The organism is Streptomyces sp. NPDC057623 (genome assembly GCF_042800355.1).
Taxonomy (GTDB): domain Bacteria; phylum Actinomycetota; class Actinomycetes; order Streptomycetales; family Streptomycetaceae; genus Streptomyces.
Genome location: NZ_JBHVGZ010000029.1, coordinates 1 through 16,942 on the forward strand (window position 1 = coordinate 1; position 16,942 = coordinate 16,942).

At 71.4% G+C, this 16,942-nt stretch carries 16 protein-coding genes; 3 read left to right on the plus strand and 13 right to left on the minus strand.

Going from position 1 to position 16,942, the window contains the following annotated elements; all coding sequences use genetic code 11:
- Nucleotides 1-286 precede the first annotated feature (286 nt).
- From kynU to ACFU95_RS26770, 11 genes are all read right to left on the minus strand, one after another.
- A complete protein-coding gene (kynU, locus tag ACFU95_RS26720) occupies nt 287-1,477 on the minus strand; it encodes a kynureninase (protein WP_383832300.1) in 1,191 nt (396 codons plus the stop codon).
- A gap of 19 nt (nt 1,478-1,496) precedes the next feature.
- Nucleotides 1,497-2,357, minus strand: coding sequence for a tryptophan 2,3-dioxygenase family protein (locus tag ACFU95_RS26725; protein ID WP_383832131.1), 861 nt, complete (start codon nt 2,355-2,357; stop codon nt 1,497-1,499).
- A gap of 147 nt (nt 2,358-2,504) precedes the next feature.
- Entirely contained in the window at nt 2,505-2,918 is a 414-nt protein-coding gene (locus ACFU95_RS26730; protein WP_383832133.1) for a DUF3151 domain-containing protein, read from the minus strand.
- Nucleotides 2,919-3,102: 184 nt separating this feature from the next.
- Nucleotides 3,103-4,587 (minus strand): MFS transporter, encoded by a 1,485-nt coding sequence (locus tag ACFU95_RS26735; protein ID WP_383832135.1) that lies wholly within the window; start codon nt 4,585-4,587, stop codon nt 3,103-3,105.
- Between the two features lie 73 nt (nt 4,588-4,660).
- Nucleotides 4,661-5,683: a class II fructose-bisphosphate aldolase gene (gene fbaA, locus ACFU95_RS26740; RefSeq protein ID WP_383832136.1), complete on the minus strand. Its 1,023-nt coding sequence runs from the start codon at nt 5,681-5,683 to the stop codon at nt 4,661-4,663.
- 170 nt (nt 5,684-5,853) lie between these two features.
- Nucleotides 5,854-6,402, minus strand: coding sequence for an orotate phosphoribosyltransferase (gene pyrE, locus ACFU95_RS26745; RefSeq protein WP_383832138.1), 549 nt, complete (start codon nt 6,400-6,402; stop codon nt 5,854-5,856).
- Between the two features lie 10 nt (nt 6,403-6,412).
- Nucleotides 6,413-7,210, minus strand: a complete 798-nt coding sequence (locus tag ACFU95_RS26750) for an aldose 1-epimerase (protein ID WP_383832140.1) — start codon at nt 7,208-7,210, stop codon at nt 6,413-6,415.
- Nucleotides 7,211-7,424: 214 nt separating this feature from the next.
- Nucleotides 7,425-8,252 carry an SRPBCC domain-containing protein gene (locus ACFU95_RS26755; protein ID WP_383832141.1) on the minus strand — a complete coding sequence of 276 codons (828 nt, stop codon included), beginning with the start codon at nt 8,250-8,252 and terminating at the stop codon, nt 7,425-7,427.
- Between the two features lie 103 nt (nt 8,253-8,355).
- On the minus strand, nt 8,356-10,032 hold the full coding sequence (locus tag ACFU95_RS26760; RefSeq protein WP_383832143.1) for a polyamine aminopropyltransferase: 1,677 nt from the start codon (nt 10,030-10,032) through the stop codon (nt 8,356-8,358).
- Nucleotides 10,033-10,119: 87 nt separating this feature from the next.
- Nucleotides 10,120-10,677, minus strand: coding sequence for a DUF2617 family protein (locus tag ACFU95_RS26765; RefSeq protein ID WP_383832145.1), 558 nt, complete (start codon nt 10,675-10,677; stop codon nt 10,120-10,122).
- A 402-nt stretch (nt 10,678-11,079) separates the two neighbouring features.
- Nucleotides 11,080-11,358 carry a hypothetical protein gene (locus tag ACFU95_RS26770; RefSeq protein WP_383832147.1) on the minus strand — a complete coding sequence of 93 codons (279 nt, stop codon included), beginning with the start codon at nt 11,356-11,358 and terminating at the stop codon, nt 11,080-11,082.
- Nucleotides 11,359-11,498: 140 nt separating this feature from the next.
- Between ACFU95_RS26770 and ACFU95_RS26775 the strand changes: the two genes are divergently transcribed.
- Together ACFU95_RS26775 and ACFU95_RS26780 are read left to right on the plus strand one after the other, a co-directional pair.
- Nucleotides 11,499-12,689 carry a pyridoxal phosphate-dependent aminotransferase gene (locus ACFU95_RS26775; RefSeq protein WP_383832149.1) on the plus strand — a complete coding sequence of 397 codons (1,191 nt, stop codon included), beginning with the start codon at nt 11,499-11,501 and terminating at the stop codon, nt 12,687-12,689.
- A 67-nt stretch (nt 12,690-12,756) separates the two neighbouring features.
- Nucleotides 12,757-12,891 (plus strand): hypothetical protein, encoded by a 135-nt coding sequence (locus ACFU95_RS26780; RefSeq protein WP_383832151.1) that lies wholly within the window; start codon nt 12,757-12,759, stop codon nt 12,889-12,891.
- A 19-nt stretch (nt 12,892-12,910) separates the two neighbouring features.
- Here ACFU95_RS26780 and ACFU95_RS26785 read toward each other — a convergent pair whose 3' ends face one another.
- Together ACFU95_RS26785 and clpB are read right to left on the minus strand one after the other, a co-directional pair.
- Entirely contained in the window at nt 12,911-13,441 is a 531-nt protein-coding gene (locus ACFU95_RS26785; protein WP_383832153.1) for a YbjN domain-containing protein, read from the minus strand.
- 158 nt (nt 13,442-13,599) lie between these two features.
- Nucleotides 13,600-16,212: an ATP-dependent chaperone ClpB gene (gene clpB, locus ACFU95_RS26790; protein WP_383832154.1), complete on the minus strand. Its 2,613-nt coding sequence runs from the start codon at nt 16,210-16,212 to the stop codon at nt 13,600-13,602.
- A gap of 119 nt (nt 16,213-16,331) precedes the next feature.
- Between clpB and ACFU95_RS26795 the strand changes: the two genes are divergently transcribed.
- A complete protein-coding gene (locus ACFU95_RS26795) occupies nt 16,332-16,745 on the plus strand; it encodes a pyridoxamine 5'-phosphate oxidase family protein (protein WP_383832156.1) in 414 nt (137 codons plus the stop codon).
- Nucleotides 16,746-16,942 lie beyond the last annotated feature (197 nt).

Sequence of the window (16,942 nt, forward strand, 5' to 3'; positions counted from 1 at the left end):
ACAACGGATCAGCCCTCAACACCCCACGCATACAAGGGAAATGCCCAGATCACGGCCTTCTGCAACGCGCTTTAGGGGGTGTTTCGAAAGTCCCGTGCGGTGCCCGCGTCCGCCGCGGCAGCGGCTGGTGTCACAGCCGGTGCGTGCCCTCGGCGTGCCGGACGAAGGCCCTCGTACTGGACGTACTTGGGCCTTTGGCCGGTGCGGCGAGGGTGCGTGCCGGGCGCCGTGGGTGCTGTGCGGGACTTTCGAAACACCCCCTGGCGCGGCGCCCACCGGACGGGGGCTACAGCACCCGCGCCAGCACCCGCGCCGCCCGCTCCACGTCCGCGAACCCCACGTACAACGGCGTGAACCCGAAACGCAGCACGTCAGGGCGGCGGAAGTCGCCGACCACACCCCGCTCGACCAGCGCCTTCATCACGTCCCCGGCCCCCTCGCAGCGCAGCGCCACCTGGCTGCCGCGCTCCCCGTGGGACACCGGAGTCACCGACTCCACGCGCCCCTCGGGCACATAGGCCACGACGCACTCCAGGAAGAAGTCCGTCAGCGCGAGCGACTTGGCCCGTACCGCCTCGATCGACACACCTTCCCAGACCTCCAGCGCCGCCTCCAGGGCGAGCATGGAGAGGATGTCCGGCGTGCCGACGCGGCCGCGCAGCGCACCCTCGGCCGCTGCGAAGTCGCCGCGCATGCCGAAGGGGTCGGCATGGGAGTTCCAGCCGGGGAGCGGGGAGTCGAAGCGGTCCTGAAGGTCCTGGCGCACGTACAGGTACGCCGGTGAACCGGGCCCGCCGTTCAGGTACTTGTACGTGCAGCCGACCGCCAGGTCGACCCCGTGCTCGTCCAGTCCCACCGGCAGCGCGCCCGCGCTGTGGCAGAGGTCCCAGACGACGTACGCCCCCGCCGCGTGCACGGCGGCGGTCAGGGACGGCAGGTCGTGCAGGCGACCGGTGCGGTAGTCGACGTGGTTCAACAACACCGCGGCCGTACGGTCGCTCAGCGCGCCCGGCACCTCCGCGGGCGTCACGGGCCGTAGCGTACGGCCGGTCATCCGCGCCGCCGACTCGGCGATGTACCCGTCGGTGGGGAACGTCGTCGCGTCGACCAGGATCTCGTCCCGGCCGGGACCGGCGGACTCCGCCATCCGGACCGCCGCCACAAGTGCCTTGAAGACATTGACACTTGTCGAGTCGCCGACCACGATCCGGCCCGGTGCCGCGCCGACCAGCGGAGCGATCCGGTCACCGATCCGCTCGGGCGCGGTCCACCAGCCGCTCTCGTCCCAGGAACGGATGCGCAGCCGGCCCCACTGCCGCAGCACGACGTCCTCGACCCGTCCCGGCACGTTCGCCGGGAGGGCGCCCAGCGAGTTGCCGTCGAGGTAGACGACCTCGTCGAGCACGAACTCGGCGCGCTTGCCCGCGAGTTCGTCGCCCGCGTCCAGCTTCTCGGCCTGCACGGCCAGTTCGGCCATGGTCACGAGGTCGGCCCGCTCAGACATGAGACCTCGCCGTCCACAGCTCGGGGAACACGTTCTTCCGCGCCCGCTTCTCCAGCCAGGCCACCCCGGCCGAGCCACCTGTGCCCGACTTGGCGCCCATCGCGCGGCGGGTGGCCACGAGGTGGTCGTTGCGCCAGCGCCAGACCAGCTCGGCCACGTCGGTCAACGCCTCGCCGAGGCGGGCGAGTTCGGCGTTCTGGTCACCGGCGTAGATCTCGGTCCAGACGGACTCCACCGCCTCCGACGGCTCGTACCGCTGCGACACGTCGCGCTTGAGCACGCTCTCCGGAATCGCGCAGCCGCGCCGGGCGAGGAAGCGCAGTACCTCGTCGTAGAGGCTCGGCTCGTGCAGGGCCTTCTCCAGCTCCGCGTGGACGCGCGGGGCGCCGCGGTGCGGGACCAGCATGGACGCGGACTTCTCGGCGAGCAGGAACTCCATCCGGCGGTACATCGCCGACTGGAAGCCGGAGCCCTCACCGAGGGCGCTGCGGTACGCGTTGAACTGGGCCGGCGTGAGCTGGCCGAGCGGCTTCCAGGAGGCGTTCAGGGCGTCCAGTTCCCGTACCGAACGCTTCAGGGCGTCGATCGCCACGCCCGGCCGGTCCTCGCGCAGGGCGTGCGCGGCGGTCTCCCACTCGTGGACGATGACCGTGAACCACAGCTCCATGACCTGGGTCGTGACCAGGAAGACCATCTCTCCGGGGTCGTCGGAGAGGGTGTGCTGGAGGTGGGTGAGCACGTCCGCCCTGACGTAGTCCTCGTACGGCGTCGTACCCGCGAAGTCGAGATTCGGGGTCTCGGGCTCCTGGACCTCCCCGGACGTCTCCACGGATCGGTGAGCCTGCTGGGACATTGCTGTCTCCTGTGTAACTCCGGGTAGCGGTCCGCCCTGCCGTTATCGGCAAAGGGGCCCCGGTCCCCACCGGGCCATCCTCAGGTATCACCCGGGACGGCGCAAGGCCCGCCTGGTCACACCCGGCGGGCCTCGCGAGAGCGGCGGCTAGCCCAGGGTCTGGGCGGCCGTCGGCGAGGAGTCCTTCAGGAACTGCGAGCAGCGCTCGTACTCCTCCTGCTCGCCGATCGAGCCGGCGGCGCGGGCGAGGGCGTGCAGGGCGCGCAGGAAGCCGCGGTTCGGCTCGTGCTCCCAGGGGACCGGGCCGTGGCCCTTCCAGCCGCTGCGGCGCAGGGAGTCCAGACCGCGGTGGTAGCCCGTACGGGCGTAGGCGTACGACTCCACGACGCTGCCCCGCTCGAACGCCTCGTCGGCCAGCTGGGCCCAGGCCAGCGAGGAGGTCGGGTACTTCGCGGCGACGTCCGCGGGGGCGGTGCCGCCGGCCAGGAGCTCGCGCGGCTCGGGGTCGTCGGGGAGGTGGGTCGGGGGCGGGCCCCCGAGAAGGTTTTCGTGAATGGCCATGGGTTCAAGTGTGGGCCATCACCGGGGCGGGTGGCTGCCGTGTCCCGCCCCCGCCGCCCCTCCCCGTCTGGATCTTTCAGCCCGTCCGGCGTTTGAGGACGAGGCCCGCAGGGCCGAAAGCGGGGGTCTGGGGGCGCAGCCCCCAGGGATGGGACGGGTAGGGGCGGCCGGGGCGAGGAATCGTCTATTCGACACCGTCGACCGACAGCCGCCCCTTGCTGCGCACCCCCTCCAGCGGCGGTGCCGTGATCGAGCCGTGGTGGAGGCACTCCGGCTTGCGGCAGTCCGGCGGCAGCGGCCGCACCGTGGCGAAGGCCACCGCGGCCCCGACGACGAGGGCACCCGCACACCACACCATCGCCTGCTCGAACGAGTTGTCGAAGGCGGCCGGCGAACGGTACGCCTCCTCCCCCATCCCGGCGAGCAACGGCAGCGCGGCCACCGCGACCAGTCCCGCCGCCCGGGCCGCCGCGTTGTTGATACCGCTGGCCAGACCGGCGCGGGCGGTGTCGACGGAGGCCAGGACCGTCGCGGTCAAGGGCGCCACCAGGGTGACCATGCCGAGGCCGAGGACCAGCAGGGCAGGGAGGACGTCGAGGAGGTACGAGGCGTCCGGCCCCACCCTCAGCATCAGCAGCATCCCGGCCGCGCACAGCAGCGGCCCCACCGTCAGCGGGATACGCGGACCGATCCGGTCGGCGAGTGCGCCCGAGCGGGCCGAGAACAGCAGCATCAGGGCGGTCGTCGGCAGCAGGGCCGTACCGGCACCGAGAGCCGAGTAGCCGACGACGACCTGGAGCTGGAGGGCGCCGAGGAAGAAGAAGCCGCCGAAGGCCGCGTAGACGCAGAGGGTGACGAGGTTGACCGCCGTGAACTGGCGGGATCCGAAGATGTCGAGCGGCATCATCGGGTCGGGGCGATGCCGCTCGACGTACACGAAGGCCACCCCGGCCGCCACGCCCGCGACCGCGGTGAGCGGCACGACCAGCGAGCCGTCCCGCGCCTCGATCAGCGCATAGGTCACCAGGGCGAGGGACAGCGCGCCCAGTACCGCGCCCAGCACGTCGAAGCGGGCGGCGTGGGCGCGGCCGTCCCCGGACTCGGGGACATGCCGTACGGCGACCGGCACGCACACCAGCGCCACCGGCACATTCAGCAGGAACACCCAGCGCCAGCCCGGCCCGTCCACCAGCCAGCCGCCCAGGAAGGGGCCCACCGCGGCGCCGATGCCCCCGAAACCGGACCACAGGCCGACCGCCCGCCCCCGGTCGTCGGGGTGGAACGACGCCTGGATGAGCGCCAGCGAGCCCGGCGTGAGGAGCGCCCCGCCGATGCCCTGCAAGGCCCGCGCGGCGATGAGCACCCCGGCGTTCGGGGCGATCCCGCACAGCAGTGAGGCCGCGGCGAACCACACGACCCCGACGACGAAGACCTTGCGGCGCCCGTACCGGTCCCCCAGCGAGCCGCCCAGCAGGATCAGTCCGGCCAGCGTGAGCATGTACGCGTTGACCGTCCACTGGAGCGCCGCCAGGTCGGCGTCGAGGTCCTCGCCGATGCGCGGAAGGGCGACGTTGACGACGGTCGAGTCCAGCATCGCCATGCTGGAGCCGAGGACGGTGGTGAGCAGGATCCACTTGCCCTGCGGTGAGGCCAGCCGGACGTCGGGCATGCCCCCAGGTATACAGCGAGCCCGGCGCCGTGGGCAGGCGCCGGGCTCGGGAGTCCGCGGGAAACCCCGGGGACTACTTGATCTTCGTGCCCGTGGAACGCAGGTGGCCGCAGGCCTCCGTCACGCGCGCGGCCATGCTGGCCTCGGCGAGCTTGCCCCAGGTGCGCGGGTCGTAGGTCTTCTTGTTGCCGACCTCGCCGTCGACCTTCAGGACACCGTCGTAGTTCTGGAACATGTGGGCCGCCACCGGACGCGTGAAGGCGTACTGCGTGTCGGTGTCGATGTTCATCTTGACGACGCCGTTCTCCAGCGCGGTCGCGATCTCCTCGGCGGAGGAGCCGGAGCCGCCGTGGAAGACGAAGTCGAACGGGGACGCCTTGCCGTACTTGGCGGCGACGCCGTCGTTCAGCTCCTTCAGCAGCTCGGGGCGGAGCACGACGTTGCCCGGCTTGTACACACCGTGGACGTTGCCGAAGGAGGCGGCGAGCAGGTAGCGCCCCTTCTCACCGAGGCCGAGCGCCTCGACCGTACGGAAGGCGTCGTCGACGGTCGTGTAGAGGGAGTCGTTGATCTCGTGCGAGACACCGTCCTCCTCGCCACCGGTCGGGGTGATCTCGACCTCGAGGATGATCTTCGCGGCGCGGGCGCGCTCCAGCAGCTCCTGCGCGATGGAGAGGTTGTCGGCGAGGGTCTCGGCCGAGCCGTCCCACATGTGCGACTGGAAGAGCGGGTTCTCGCCGCGCGCGACGCGCTCCTCGGAGACGGCGAGCAGCGGACGTACGTACCCGTCGAGCTTGTCCTTCGGGCAGTGGTCCGTGTGCAGGGCGACGGTGATGTCGTACTTCTCGGCGACGATGTGCGCGAACTCGGCCAGGGCGACGGCGCCGGTGACCATGTCCTTGTTGTGCTGGCCGCCGAGGAACTCCGCACCACCCGTGGAGATCTGGATGATGCCGTCGCTCTCCGCCTCCGCGAAGCCACGCAGGGCCGCGTGCAGGGTCTGGGTCGAGGTCACGTTGATGGCCGGGTAGGCGAACTTGCCTGCCTTCGCCCGGTCGAGCATCTCGTTGTAGACCTCGGGGGTTGCGATGGGCATCTGTCCGCTCCTTGGAGTGTGCGGGTTGATACTGGGTTACTGCGTGCTTCTTACGGCCCTGACCTAGACCTTGGGGGGTGCGACGTCATCGTCGGCCCCATCCTTCCAGACGAACCGGGATGCTCCGAGCGCCTGTCACCAGCCGAGACGGCTGCGATTCGGGACCGCGGTCAGTCCAGCCCGAGCTCGTCCTTGGAGAAGGCGAAGAGGTACGGCACCCCCGCGCCCTCCTGGATCTTCTCCGCGGCGCCGGTGGCCCGGTCGACGATCGTCGCGACGCCGACGACCTCGGCGCCCGCCTCCCGCACGGCCTCGACAGCGGTGAGCGGAGACCCGCCGGTGGTGGAGGTGTCCTCGACGACGAGCACGCGCCGCCCCGCGATGTCGGGCCCTTCGACCCGGCGCTGCATGCCGTGCGCCTTGGCGGCCTTGCGTACGACGAAGGCGTCCAGCCGCTTTCCGCGCGCGGCGGCGGCGTGCAGCATCGCGCCGGCGACGGGGTCGGCGCCCATGGTGAGCCCGCCGACCGCGTCGAACTCCAGCTCCGCGGTCAGGTCGAGGAGCACCTGCCCGACCAGCGGGGCGGCCTCCCCGTCGAGGGTGACGCGCCGAAGATCGACGTAGTAGTCGGCTTCCAGACCCGAAGACAGGGTCACCTTGCCGTGCACCACGGCCTTGTCCTTGATCTGCTGCAGCAGCTCGCCGCGTACGTCAGTCATGCCGCCCAGCTTAGAGGCGCCGCCAGCTCCAGACGGTCGTGGCCTCCAGCGGCTCCAGGGGCGTGACCAGGCGAGGCAGGGTGTTGAGGCCGTTGGGCGGCCCGGTCTGCGGCTCGACGCAGACGGCGGCCTCCTGCTCGTCGTACACGACGACCCACTCCTCCCGGCTGTTGACCTTCAGCTCCAGCTGCCCCGGCCAGGTGAGCGTGACGTCGACACCCCCGGGCGTCCCGAAGCAGTCGTCCCAGGGACCGGGGAGGGGAGCGATCCGGTTCCCGGTGGGCAGGTGGTCGTCCCCGCGCTCCTCCTGCCACTCCGGCCCGAAGTCGAGACGGACATCCTGCGCTCCCTCCCCGCCGAGGTTCCGGTTGAACCAGGGATGCCAGCCGATCTGGGCCGGGAAGGACGTCTCGTACGTCTCGACGGACATGGTCAGCGTGAGGCTGTCCGCTGCGAGCCGCACGACCTGGGTGACACGGCCGGCGTAGGGCCACGGCTCGACCAGGTCGTACGTGAGGACGGCCTCGTCGCCGGCGACCCGGGCGACCTTCCAGTCACCGTCCCGGACGGTGCCGTGGATGGCGTGCGGCGGCGCGTTGAGCGGCATCTGCCGCAGGACGGCACCGTCCAGGAACCGTCCGTCCCGAATCCGCCCGCACCAGGGGACCATCGGGAAACACCCGAACCGCTCCCCCTGCCGCAACAACTCCGTCCCCGCGACCCGCAGCCCCCCGACCCGCCCACCGTTCCCCGGCAGCACGTCCACCTCCGCGTCACCCGCGGTCAGCGTGATGTGTTCGTTACTCACGGGAAGACCCTACTGGGACGATCAAGGGAGGGGGCCGGATCAGCCTGCACTTTCAGCCCGTCCGGCGTTTGAGGACGAGGCCCTTCGGGCCGAAGCGGGGGGTCCAGGGGGCGGCAGCCCCTTGGCGGGGCGGAAGGGGCGGAGCCCCTTCAAGGGATGGGACGGGTAGGGGCGGCGGGGGCGCTGCATCCGTCAGCGGCTCCGCCGTGGGCCCTCACCGCCGTCGCCGGATCACCCGACTCACCACGATCGCCGAAGCCAACACCAACGCCGCCGCCGGAGCAGCCCACCGCAACGTGGACCCCGGCACCACCGTCTGCGGCGCCGGAACCGGCGCATACCGCCCCCGCGGCGGCGCATGGTCCACTTCCTCCGCGCTACGCCCGATCATCGTCCGCCGAGCATGAGCCGCCTCGGCAACGGGAGGCTCACCGGCGGCCCCCGCCCCGGCCCCGGCCCCGGCATCAGCACCGCCCCCGGCATCCACAGGCGCACCCGCCTCAGACCCAGGCACCCCATCATCATCCGCATCCGGCGTCGTCTCGAAGTCAGTGGTGACCCGAGTCCCGAACTCGCCGGGAGCGAGATCCTCCAGGGCGTCGTCAGCGTCCCTCTCCTGGTCCGCCACCACCCCCAACTGCTCCCCGAAACGGTTCAGCAGCCGCCCCACGGCGGAGCCGACCGCCTCCGCCGAGAACTCCGCGACGCGTCCGTCCGCCGAAGCGGACCCCTCGAACCGCACGGTGGAACCGCCCTCGGCCTCCCGAACCGACACCGTGAGCGCGAGTTTCACCGACCCGCTGCCCCGAGCCTCGGTCGCGTCCCCTTCGACGGCGTAGGAACCGTCCTCCCGCGCGGACACCCGCGCGGCACCCCGGTACGTGATGGTGTGACCGCCGACCCGCAGCTTCAGCCGCCCGGCAACGGGCTCGGCCCCGGCGTCCTGCTGGAGCCCGGGGACCGCCCGGGCAACCCGTACGGGATCGGCCAGCACCTCCCTGAGCCGCTCGGCCGCAACCGGAACGAACACCTCATGCTCCATGAGGCCCGAGCCTACCCAGCATGGCGCGAAGCGCACCCACACATCCGGGGATTCTCCCCGGCCGCCCTCCCGCCGGGCGTATGCTCCCCGCCCCCGCCCCACCTCAGTACTGCGAAAGCCGCGAGTACCGCGGATGCACCAACGTCGACGCCGCCACTCCCCCAACCCGCGTCTCCTCCGCCGCCCGCGCACCCGCCACCAGCCCGGCCCGCGTCAACGTCCCCGCCCGCGGCGCCCCCTCCCCCGCACCGAGCCGCAGCGCCGGACGCCCACCCCGGCCCGCCATGATGAACCCCCAGTCGTACGGCGCTCGGGTCGGGCCCGCCGAGCGGTCGGGCCCCGCGGTGAAGCCGGACGCACCGCCTCCGACGCCGGGGCGCGCGACGCGGTACGCGGCGGTGCGCAGCCCCGCGGCGCGCAGTGTCGTGTCGACCGTCCAGAAGACACGGGGGCGCGAGGAGACCGGGCCGGCGTGGACGGCGAGGCGGCCGTCCGGGGTCAGGACGCGGCGGGCGAGGCCGTAGAACTCCTGCGAGTACAGCTTCGTACTGGCCGTGATGCCGGGGTCGGGCAGGTCCGAGATGACGACGTCGTACGTCCGCGGGGGCGCCACCCGCAGCCAGTGGAAGGCGTCGTCCGTCATCACGTGGACCCGGTCGTCGTCGTACACATGCCCGTTGAGCCGGGACAGCGGAGGGTCCTGGCGCGCCAGCCGCACCACCCCGGGGTCGACCTCGACGACATCGACCCGGTGCACCCCCGGGTGACGCAGCACCTCCCGCGCCGCCAGCCCGTCGCCGCCGCCCAGAATCAGCACGCGCGTGTGCTCGCCGCTCATCGCGGGGTGGACCAGCGCCTCGTGGTAGCGGCGTTCGTCGCGGCCGCTGACCCGCAGGCGGCCGTCGAGGAAGAGGTCGAGGGGGCGGCCGTGGGTGCCGCCGGTGATGACGACCTCCTGGACGTCGGTCTGGAGCGCCACGCGCACCTCCCGCCCGTACACCGCCTGCCGTGCCGCCCGTTCGAAGTCGTCGACGAGTGCGGCGGCCGAGGCGAGGACGCCGAGCACGGTGATGTTGGCGATCACCAGCAGCCAGCGGGCGCGGCGGGTGAGGTCCCGCCGGAACAGGCCGAGGACGAGCGCGCCGCCCACCACGGCGTTGACCGCGCCGGTGATCAGGGCCGAGGTCAACTGGCCCAGCAGGGGCAGGAGGAGGAACGGGAAGGCCAAACCGCCGACGAGCGCTCCGACGTAGTCCGCGGCGAAGAGGTCGGCCACCGCGCCGCCCGGGTCCTGGCGCCGGATGCGCTGGATCAGCTCCATCAGCAGCGGGATCTCGGCGCCGATCAGCAGGCCGATGGTGAGGGAGAAGGCGACCAGGAGACAGCGGGGGCCGTTGGCCCACATTCCGCCCCAGTCACCGGTCCAGGCGAAGACGGCGTACAGGGCCAGCGCGCTGGAGCCGCCGACCAGGGCGAGGACGGCCTCGATGGCGCCGAAGCCGGCCGCCGCGAGCGGGCGCAGGCGCTTCGCGACGAGGGAGCCGATGCCCATCGCGAAGACCATGACGGACAGGACGACGGAGGCCTGGGTGACGGAGTCGCCCACCAAGTACGAGGCGAGGGCGACGAGTTCGAGCTCGTACACCAGTCCGCAGGCGGCGCAGACGAAGACGCCCGCGAGCACCAGGAACCGCCCCGTGCCCGGCCGGACCGGGAGCCGCGCGGGGCCGGCCCAGGGCGGCGGGGCACCGGGCGGGGCGGGGGCGTGCGGTTCGATCACGTTGCCGACGGTACGTTACGCCTCGGGCACGCCGGGTCACCCACACGTGTGTTGTTGACGCGGGGGACGTTTGCCTCGCCGCCCTGATCAGATGCCGGACGAGCTGAAGGATCCCGACCGGCCCCGGGGCCTGCCCGCGACCGCCCTCACCCCCACCCTCGTCCGCGTGGCCACCAACTGCCCGTCCTGCGGATACGCGTGCCAGGTCCGCCAGTGCATCTGCCCCTCGTGGTGCTGGGCCAGCATCGCGGTGAAGGCGTGCGGACTGCCGGGGAACACTCCGGCGAGGCCGTGCGGATGGTCGGCGACCAGGGCCAGCAACTCCTGTGCGCGGCCCGCGAACTGACCTGGTGACAGCGCTTCCACCCGGGCCGCGAACTCGTACTCCCAGTCGCCCACCCGCTTGGCCACCCCGAGCGGCAGGGGCGTGCTGCTGCCGGGCATGCAGGCCACCGTCTCCGAACAGATGCCGCGCTCCTCCTCCAGAAGTACCTGGTGGGACGCGCCGAGCAGTCTCAACTGAAGCTTCGCACCGGTCAGTTCGAGGTCGAGGGCGGCCAGTGCGGGCAGCGGTTCCCGCCCCAGGGCCCAGGCGAGGTCGGCCGCGCGCGTGTCGGTATAAGCGGTGTTCAGGGTCCTGAGCATGGGTCGGCTCCGCAAGCACGCAAAGAAGAGGGAGGGAGGTGTCGGTCTCCGGCGGACCCCGGCCGACGCCGGGAGAACGGCCCGGTCAGCCCAGTCGGCCGGTCAGAAGGGATGTCCGCGGGACTCCGAGGGGCTGCGTTGGAGAATTTCACTGAATCATGAACTGTGGCGCCGCCACAGCGTTTTTACCCAAGTTCGTAGGGTTTCCATCCCTCAGAGGGCTTATCAGCTCAACTGTTCAACTCCGGCGTACGCCGGGGCGCACCCGCCCCCTGCAAGAGCCGTAGGAAAAGCCGTACGAAAAGGCCGCGCGGAGAGCGGCAGAGCGGGGCCGGTACCAGATACCGGCCCCGCTCCGTCCGGATGCGGTTCCCCCTTCTCGGGGAGCTCAGCTGCCCCGTGTCAGCTGCCTCCGCCACCGCATCCGCCCCCGCCGCCTCCTCCGCAGGACGACCCGCCTCCGCAGGACGACGAGCCACCCCCGCAGGACGAGCCACCCGAGCCGCCGTCTCCCCCGCCGGCCCACCAGCTGCTGCCGCTGCTGCCGCTGCCCCCGCTGTCGTACGAGTGCGCCCGGCGACCGTGCGCACGGTGGGCCGGTCGTCCGCTGCGGCGCGCGACGGACACGACGAGCACGACGAACATCACTGCGACCAGCGCCCCCACGATGACTGTGGTCATGGCGTCAGCCTCCTTCCGATCCCCCGAAGCGGACCGAGGCGTCCCCCCGTGGGCGCCTCCCGCTCGGTGCGTGGGAGGGAGATGCCCGGCCGTCTCATGACCCAAAGCAGAGTTGAGGAACTCCAGAGCTTGGGCGCAGGATGACCGGCATGACCTCCACCACCCGCCCCCTGCTCAACCGCCGCCTCGCCGAGTTCGGGACGACGATCTTCGCCGAGATGTCCGCGCTGGCCCTGAGTACCGGGTCCATCAACCTGGGTCAGGGCTTCCCCGACACCGACGGGCCCGAGGAGGTCCGTGAGGCGGCCGTGCGGGCACTGCGGGACGGACGCGGGAACCAGTACCCGCCGGGCCCGGGCGTGCCCGAGCTGCGCACCGCGATCGCCACCCACCAGGAGCGGCGCTACGGGCTGTCTTACGACCCCGACACCGAGGTCCTGGTCACCGCGGGCGCCACCGAGGCCATCGCGGCCACGCTGCTGGCCCTTCTGGAGCCGGGCGACGAGGTCATCGCCTTCGAGCCGTACTACGACTCCTACGCGGCCTCGATCGCCATGGCGGGCGGCACGCGCGTGCCGGTCACGCTGCGCCCGCACGAGGGAAGCTTCCGGCTCGACCTGGACGAGCTGCGGGCCGCCGTCACCGACCGTACGCGGCTGCTGCTCATCAACACCCCGCACAACCCGACCGGCACCGTCCTCACCCGTGCGGAGCTGGCCGCGATCGCCGAGCTGGCCGTCGAGCGGGATCTGCTGGTCGTGACCGACGAGGTGTACGAGCACCTGGTCTTCGACGACTCCGAGCACCTGCCGCTCGCCACGTTCCCGGGGATGCGGGAGCGGACGGTGACCATCGGGTCGGCGGGCAAGACCTTCTCCTTCACCGGCTGGAAGGTCGGCTGGGTGACCTCGGCGCCCGGCCTGGTCACGGCGGTGCGCTCGGCGAAGCAGTTCCTGACGTATGTCTCGTCGGGTCCGTTCCAGTACGCGGTCGCCGAGGCGCTCGCCCTGCCCGACAGCTATTTCTCAACCTTCCGCGCGGACATGCTGGCCAAGCGGGACCTGCTGGCGGCGGGTCTGGCGGAGGCGGGCTTCGAGGTCTTCCGGCCCGCGGGCACCTACTTCGTCACCACCGACATCCGCCCCCTCGGCGAGAGCGACGGCTTCGCCTTCTGCCGTGCGCTGCCGGAGCGGGCCGGGGTGGTCGCCATTCCCAACGCGGTCTTCTACGACCACCGGGAGGCGGGGGCGCCGTTCGTGCGGTTCGCGTTCTGCAAGCGGACGGAGGTCCTTCAGGAGGCGGTGCAGCGGCTCAAGTCCCTGGCGGGCTGAGTCCTCCGCGTCCGAGTCCGAGGAGGCGTCCGGAAAGTTTTCCACAGCCTGTGGACGGGTGCGGCCGGTGACCGCGCCGGCACCGACGGCACCGACGGCGAGAGCCCGGCCCCGGCACTCGGCGGTGGTGGCCGGTGCCCTGGCCGGGCTCTCCCTCGCCTACGGCGCGTATCCGGTCCTGATCGCCGATACGCCGCCGTAGGCCACGCTGCTGTCGCGGCTTACTCGCCGTCTTCTTCCTCGGGCTTCTCCGCCTCGTTGATCTCCTGCTCCAGGCCGAGCTGCTCGACGAGCCACTTGTCGAACTCGATGGCGGCCCGCACCCAGCTGACCGTCGACGAGACGAAGTGCTCCAGGCTCACGCCGGTGCCGATCAGCATCTGCGCCTCGCCGATCAGGCGGACGGTGCCGTCGTCGTGCGTGTGGCTGTAGACCTTGGGCCACAGCGTCCGGCGGTTCCAGTCGTCGATCGACTCCAGGAGCAGAGGCTTCTCGTCGATCTTGTGGGGCCGGTCGTAGAACGTCCGCACCGAGAAGACCTGCTGGTCGTCCTCGCCGCGGAACATGAAGTACGTACGGAACTGCTCCCACGGCGCCGCGAGGTCACCCTCGTCGTCGACGACGTACTTCAGCTCCATCTGGTCGAGGAGCTGCTTCACGAGGTCCTGATCCGGGACAACGGGGCCGGGCGGCGGCCCGGACTGCGGCTGCTGTCCCCCGAAGTTCGGAATCGAGGACGGGTCGATGCTCACCGTGATTTTCCCTTCGTACGGATTCCGCCATCCTCCCCCATGCGGGGAGGGGCGTGGCAAGCCCCGCCGGGGCTGTCCCGCCCCGGCTGACTCGATCCGGTCACTCCTGTCGGGTACCCGGACCTACCGGGTACCCGCAATCAGGGCTTCTTGCCGGGTCAGAGGGACTTTCCGGTCGCCGGGCCGACGATCAGCCCGCCGTCGAAGGAGTCCACCCGGACCGTGTCGCCGTCCTTGACCTCACCGGAGAGGATCTCCTTGGCGAGGCGGTCGCCGATGGCGGTCTGGACCAGTCGGCGCAGGGGGCGGGCACCGTAGGCCGGGTCGTTGCCCTCGTCGGCGAGCCAGGCCAGGGCCTCGTCGGTGATCTCCAGGGTGAGCCGCCGCTCGGCCAGCCGCTTGGCGAGCCGGTCGATCTGGAGCCGGGCGATCCGGCCCAGCTCGTCCTTCGACAGGGCCGAGAAGACCACGAGGTCGTCGAGCCGGTTGAGGAACTCCGGCTTGAAGGAGGCCCGGACCACCTCAAGGACCTGCTCCTTCTTCTCCGCCTCGCTCGTGACCGGGTCGACCAGGCTGTGTTCATTCAAGAACTGACTGCCCAGGTTCGACGTCAGCACCAGGATGGCGTTGCGGAAGTCGACCGTACGGCCCTGACCGTCCGTCAGCCGGCCGTCGTCCAGCACCTGGAGGAGGATGTCGAAGACCTCGGGGTGCGCCTTCTCGACCTCGTCGAGCAGGACGACGCTGTACGGCCGCCTGCGCACCGCCTCGGTCAGCTGGCCGCCCTCCTCGTAGCCGACGTAGCCGGGGGGCGCGCCGACCAGCCGGGCCACGCTGTGCTTCTCGCCGTACTCCGACATGTCGATGCGGACCATCGCCCGCTCGTCGTCGAAGAGGAAGTCGGCGAGGGCCTTGGCGAGTTCGGTCTTGCCGACGCCGGTCGGGCCGAGGAAGAGGAAGGAGCCGGTCGGGCGGTCGGGGTCGGCGATGCCGGCGCGGGTGCGCCGTACGGCGTCGGACACGGTCTGCACCGCCTCCGCCTGGCCGATGAGCCGCTTGCCCAGTTCCTCCTCCATGCGCAGGAGTTTCTGGGTCTCGCCCTCCAGCAGACGGCCCGCGGGGATACCGGTCCAGGCGGCGACGGTGTCGGCGATGTCGTCGGAGCCGACCTCCTCCTTGACCATGGTGTCCTTGGCTGCCTCCTCCTCGGCCTGCGAGGCGGCCTCCAGGTCCCGCTCCAGGGTGGGGATCTCGCCGTAGAGCAGCTTGCTGGCGGTGTCGAAGTCGCCGTCGCGCTGGGCGCGTTCGGCCTGTCCGCGCACCTCGTCGAGCCGTTCCTTCAGCTCTCCGACGCGGTTGAGGGACTCCTTCTCCTTCTCCCAGCGGGCGGTCAGGCCCCGCAGCTCCTCCTCCTTGTCGGCGAGGTCGCGGCGCAGCTTCTCCAGCCGCTCGCGGGAGGCCGGGTCGGTCTCCTTGCCGATCGCCAGCTCCTCCATCTTCAGCCGGTCCACCGACCGCTGGAGTTCGTCGATCTCGACGGGGGAGGAGTCGATCTCCATCCGGAGCCGGGAGGCCGCCTCGTCGACGAGGTCGATGGCCTTGTCGGGGAGGAAGCGGGAGGTGATGTACCGGTCGGAGAGGGTGGCCGCGGCGACCAGCGCGCTGTCGGCGATCTGCACCTTGTGGTGGGCCTCGTAGCGCCCCTTGAGGCCGCGGAGGATGGCGATGGTGTCCTCGACGGTCGGCTCGGCGACCAGGACCTGCTGGAACCGCCGCTCCAGGGCGGGGTCCTTCTCGATCCGCTCGCGGTACTCGTCGAGGGTGGTGGCGCCGACCATGCGCAGTTCGCCGCGGGCGAGCATGGGCTTGAGCATGTTCCCGGCGTCCATGGCGGAGTCGCCGCCGGCTCCGGCGCCCACGACGGTGTGCAGCTCGTCGATGAAGGTGATGATCTGCCCGTCGGAGTCCTTGATCTCCGCGAGCACGGTCTTCAGCCGCTCCTCGAACTCACCCCGGTACTTGGCCCCGGCGACCATGGCGCCCAGGTCGAGCGCGACGAGCCGCTTGTCCTTGAGGGACTCGGGCACGTCGCCCTTGACGATCCGCTGGGCGAGTCCCTCCACGACGGCGGTCTTGCCCACGCCCGGCTCGCCGATGAGGACGGGATTGTTCTTGGTGCGGCGGCTGAGCACCTGCACGACCCGGCGGATCTCCTGGTCCCGCCCGATGACGGGATCGAGCTTTCCTTCCCGCGCGGCGGCGGTGAAGTCGGTGCCGAACTTCTCCAGCGCCTTGTACTGCCCCTCGGGATCGGCGGTGGTCACGCGCCGGCCGCCCCGGGCCTTCTGAAAGGCGTCGAGCAGCTTCTTCGCACTGGCTCCCTGCCGGGTGAGCACCTCACCGGCCTGACCGCCCTTGGCGGCGATGCCGATGAGCAGGTGCTCGGTGGAGAGGTACTCGTCCCCGAGCTCCCTGGCCCTTGCCTGGGCGTCCGCGATCACGGCGAGCAGCTCACGGTTGGGCTGCGGGGGCGCGACCGTGGACCCGGTGACGCTGGGCAGCGCGGCGAGCGCCTTGTCCGCGCCGGCCCGGATGGATGCCTGGTCGGCGTCGACGGCCGCCAGCAGATCGACGACGTTCTCGTTGTCCTGCCCCTGGAGCAGGGCGAGCAGCAGATGGGCGGGGGTGAGGTCCGCATGCCCCTCGGTCAGGGCCCGGTTGCTGGCCGCGTTGATCGCGTCCCGGCTCCTGTTGGTCAGCTCGGCGTCCACGTTGGCGTTCTCCTCCTGGCGTCAGCCTCTCCCAGTACTGACTGAGTCAGCGTACACAAAGTTGAGTCTATTCCGCTCAAGGTAGTCGCGGGAGACGTACGGCGGCTAGGTTCCGGGTCATGGCCGCATACCCCCAGGACCCGGGCGCGCCGGACGCGCCGTACCTCACCTTCTGGCAGGAGAAGCACGTCTGCACCCTGACGACCCTGCGCCCGGACGGCACTCCGCATGTCGTACCCGTCGGAGTCACATACGACCCCGGGGCGCGGCTGGCTCGAGTGATCACGAGCAAGTCGAGCGCGAAGGTACGCCATGTACTGGCCGCCGGACCCGGCGGGGCAAGGGTCGCGGTCTGCCAGATGGAGGGGCGGCGATGGGCGACGCTGGAGGGCCGCGCCTCCGTCCGGACCGAGCCGGAGCAGGTCGCGGACGCGGAGCGGCGGTACGCGGAGCGGTACGGGCGGACACCGAGGCCGAATCCGGAACGGGTGGTCATCGAGATCGCCCTGACCCGGGCCATGGGGCGCGGGTGACGCGGGTGACGCGGGAGGCCGAGGAGCGGGCAGCCGTACCCCGGACGGCCGAATACCGGGCGCCCGGTTTCAGCCACCGCAGCAACGGCCCGAAACGGGGAAATGTCCCCGTAAAACTGCAGCGGGGGTCACCTCTTTCTGTTCCAGTGTCCCACCCCTTTGGTGGAGACACCCCCCCCCCTCTCGCCCCCTAGGAA

Excerpts from the sequence above, each read along its gene's own strand:
- ACFU95_RS26765 (WP_383832145.1), bottom strand. The coding sequence starts at position 10,677 with ATGCTCAGGACCCTGAACACCGCTTATACCGACACGCGCGCGGCCGAC.
- kynU (WP_383832300.1), bottom strand. The coding sequence starts at position 1,477 with ATGGCCGAACTGGCCGTGCAGGCCGAGAAGCTGGACGCGGGCGACGAA.
- ACFU95_RS26770 (WP_383832147.1), bottom strand. The coding sequence starts at position 11,358 with ATGACCACAGTCATCGTGGGGGCGCTGGTCGCAGTGATGTTCGTCGTG.
- ACFU95_RS26795 (WP_383832156.1), top strand. The coding sequence starts at position 16,332 with ATGGCCGCATACCCCCAGGACCCGGGCGCGCCGGACGCGCCGTACCTC.
- ACFU95_RS26725 (WP_383832131.1), bottom strand. The coding sequence starts at position 2,357 with ATGTCCCAGCAGGCTCACCGATCCGTGGAGACGTCCGGGGAGGTCCAG.
- pyrE (WP_383832138.1), bottom strand. The coding sequence starts at position 6,402 with ATGACTGACGTACGCGGCGAGCTGCTGCAGCAGATCAAGGACAAGGCC.
- fbaA (WP_383832136.1), bottom strand. The coding sequence starts at position 5,683 with ATGCCCATCGCAACCCCCGAGGTCTACAACGAGATGCTCGACCGGGCG.
- ACFU95_RS26775 (WP_383832149.1), top strand. The coding sequence starts at position 11,499 with ATGACCGGCATGACCTCCACCACCCGCCCCCTGCTCAACCGCCGCCTC.
- ACFU95_RS26755 (WP_383832141.1), bottom strand. The coding sequence starts at position 8,252 with ATGGAGCATGAGGTGTTCGTTCCGGTTGCGGCCGAGCGGCTCAGGGAG.
- ACFU95_RS26730 (WP_383832133.1), bottom strand. The coding sequence starts at position 2,918 with ATGGCCATTCACGAAAACCTTCTCGGGGGCCCGCCCCCGACCCACCTC.
- ACFU95_RS26735 (WP_383832135.1), bottom strand. The coding sequence starts at position 4,587 with ATGCCCGACGTCCGGCTGGCCTCACCGCAGGGCAAGTGGATCCTGCTC.